Origin of the sequence: Faecalicatena contorta (assembly GCF_001404335.1) — a bacterium.
GTDB lineage: Bacteria > Bacillota > Clostridia > Lachnospirales > Lachnospiraceae > Faecalicatena > Faecalicatena contortus_B.
Genome location: NZ_CYZU01000100.1, coordinates 4,799 through 7,918, shown reverse-complemented (window position 1 = coordinate 7,918; position 3,120 = coordinate 4,799). Strand labels below are relative to the sequence as shown.

General features: G+C 42.9%; 2 protein-coding genes and 1 pseudogene. All 3 read left to right on the top strand.

Going from position 1 to position 3,120, the window contains the following annotated elements; all coding sequences use genetic code 11:
* Window positions 1-384 (top strand): PrgI family protein (locus ARB69_RS28555; protein WP_055155359.1); only part of this gene is annotated, 384 nt, incomplete at its 5' end.
* Window positions 266-2,722 carry a VirB4-like conjugal transfer ATPase, CD1110 family gene (locus tag ARB69_RS28550; protein ID WP_172677497.1) on the top strand — a complete coding sequence of 819 codons (2,457 nt, stop codon included), beginning with the start codon at window positions 266-268 and terminating at the stop codon, window positions 2,720-2,722. The genes ARB69_RS28555 and ARB69_RS28550, both read left to right, overlap by 119 nt.
* A 130-nt stretch (window positions 2,723-2,852) precedes the next feature.
* A pseudogene (locus tag ARB69_RS28545) lies at window positions 2,853-3,120 on the top strand (hypothetical protein); the annotation flags it as partial.

Genomic DNA, 3,120 nt, shown 5'->3' with positions numbered 1-3,120 from the left:
TTCTTTTCACTTGCCGCAGTTGTGGGAATTCCGTTTTATCTGTTCATGAGAAAACCAATCGGTTCCAGTATCGCTGCCATTTTGATGGTAACGGTCATGCTTCCGTTTTTCTTCATGGCAATGTATGAAAAAGACGGGCTTCCCTTTGAAAAAGTGGTGGCAAATATGATTCGACAGAAGTTTATCTGTCCGGCAGTAAGACCATATAAGACAGAAAATTTTTATCAGGAGATTTCCACCCTTGTAAAAAAGGAGGGTGTGCCGGATGGCAAAAAAGACAAAGCAGGAGGCTCAGCAGGAGCGTCTGTCCCTGGCGGAAAAAAGAAACCGTCAGGAAAGAAGAAACAAAAAAAGCAGAAAAGAAAGAGAACAGGAAAAGCGTAAAAAGAAACAGGAACGGGACCGTAGGAAACAGAAAGGCATTCCTACAACTGCACAGCAGAGTATTCCGTATATTCGGATGCTGCAGGATGGTATCTGCCAGGTGACAAAGACCTTTTTCTCCAAGACGATTCAGTTTTATGACATCAATTATCAGCTTGCTTTAAATGAGGATAAGACCACGATATTTGAGAATTACTGTGATTTTTTAAATTACTTTGATTCTTCCATCAGTGTGCAGCTGTCCTTTATCAATCAGCAGGTGGATGTGGCAGAATTTGAGAAAAGCATTGACATTCCGGATCAGAACGATGACTTCAATGCCATTCGTGAAGAATACCGTACTATGCTGAAAAATCAGCTTTCCAAAGGAAATAATGGTCTGGTAAAGACGAAGTATATCACTTTTGGAATTGAAGCAGAAAGTCTGAAGGTAGCAAGACCAAGGCTTGAAAGAATCGAAACAGATATCTTAAATAACTTTAAGGTTCTGGGAGCACAGGCACATTCTTTGAATGGACTGGAAAGGCTGGAGATTCTGTATCATGTGTTCAACCAGGATCGGATCGAACCATTTAAGTTCCAGTACAAGATGCTTCCGGAAACCGGATTAAAGACCAAAGATTTTATTGCACCGACTTCCTTTAACTTTTCCAAGAATCAGACATTTTTGATGGGAAGAACGATGGGAAGTGTGAGTTACCTTCAGATTCTTGCACCGGAGCTGACAGACCGGATGCTTGCAGATTTTCTGGATGTGGATGACAGCATCAATGTCAACATTCATATCCAGTCCATTGATCAGAGTTCAGCAATCAAGATGATCAAGAGTAAGATTTCTGATCTTGATAAGATGAAGATCGAAGAGCAGAAGCGTGCGGTACGTTCCGGTTATGATATGGACGTGCTTCCATCGGACCTTGTGACTTATGGCGAAGAGGCAAAGAATCTGCTGGAAGATCTGCAGTCCAGAAATGAGAGAATGTTCCTTGTGACAGTTCTGGTAATGAATACCGCAAAGAAGCGTCAGAAGCTGGATAATAATATTTTCCAGGTGCAGGGGATCGCACAGAAATATAACTGTTCCTTAAAACAGCTGGATTATCAGCAGGAAGCAGCACTCATGTCCTGTATTCCGCTTGGAGTCAATCGAATTGAAATTCAGAGAGGGCTTACCACATCTTCAACGGCGATCTTCGTGCCATTTACGACACAGGAACTGTTTCAGGAAGGGGAAGCTCTTTATTATGGATTGAATGCATTATCCAACAACATGATCATGGTTGACCGGAAACGTCTGAAGAACCCGAATGGACTGATTCTTGGTACACCAGGTTCCGGTAAGTCCTTCTCAGCAAAGAGGGAAATTACAAACTGCTTTTTGATTACGGAGGACGATATCATTGTCTGTGATCCAGAAGCCGAATATTCGGCACTTGTGCAGGCGCTGCATGGGCAGGTGGTAAGAGTTTCGCCGGTATCTGACCAGTATATCAATCCAATGGATCTGAATCTGAATTATTCCGAGGAAGACAATCCACTGTCACTGAAAGCAGATTTTATTCTGTCTTTGTGTGAACTGATTGTTGGAGGAAAGAATGGATTGGAGCCGGTAGAAAAGACCATTATTGACCGTTGTGTGCGGTTAGTATATCAGGAATACCTTGCCGATCCAGTACCTGAGAAGATGCCAATCCTAGAGGATTTATATAATCTTCTGAGAAAACAGGAAGAACCGGAAGCACAGCGACTGGCCACATCATTGGAGATTTATGTTACAGGTTCTTTGAATGTGTTTAATCATCAGACAAACGTGGATATCAATAACCGCATTGTATGCTTTGACATCAAGGAACTTGGTAAGCAGCTGAAAAAAATCGGGATGCTTGTAATCCAGGATCAGGTCTGGAACAGGGTAACGATGAACCGTTCTGCCCATAAGTCCACCAGATATTATGTGGATGAGTTCCACCTTCTTTTGAAGGAAGAGCAGACCGCAGCTTATAGTGTGGAGATATGGAAGAGATTCCGTAAATGGGGTGGTATTCCAACTGGCATCACCCAGAATATTAAGGATTTGCTGTCTTCCAGGGAAATTGAGAACATTTTTGAAAACTCAGACTTCATTTATATGCTCAATCAGGCTTCCGGAGACAGGCAGATTCTGGCAAAACAGCTGAATATCTCACCAACCCAGCTGTCCTATGTAACCAACAGTAATGAGGGGGAAGGACTTTTGTTCTATGGAAATGTCATTATCCCATTTGTAGACAGATTCCCGAAGAATTCCCTCTATAAAATCATGACAACCCGCTTAGAGGAGACTTCCGAAGCAGGTTAAATCAAAGGAGAAAACAATGTTACGAGCAATTTCATATGTATTAACTTTTAGTGGCGGTGCTGTTTTCGGCATCGCTTTTCTCTGCTTATTACAGGCAGGGAAAGGGTATCCGAAGAAGGAGGAGTAAGTAGTGGCAGAACAGAGAATGAAAGTCAGGGACAAGAAAGTCCAGAAGATGACCAAGGATGGGCTGGTGGAAGAAAACCTGACAGATAAATCTTCTGTTCGTGTCAGTAACCGTGTCGGTGATGTGCAGATGGGAAGAAAACAGGGGGAAAAAGAAGAAAACCTTGTGGATAAGTCTCCCCGCCAGTCTGAACGGAGTGGGAAAAATATTCGACCCTCTGTGCAAAAATCCAGGGATGCACCGGAACTGATACGGACAGAGAAGCAAAGTG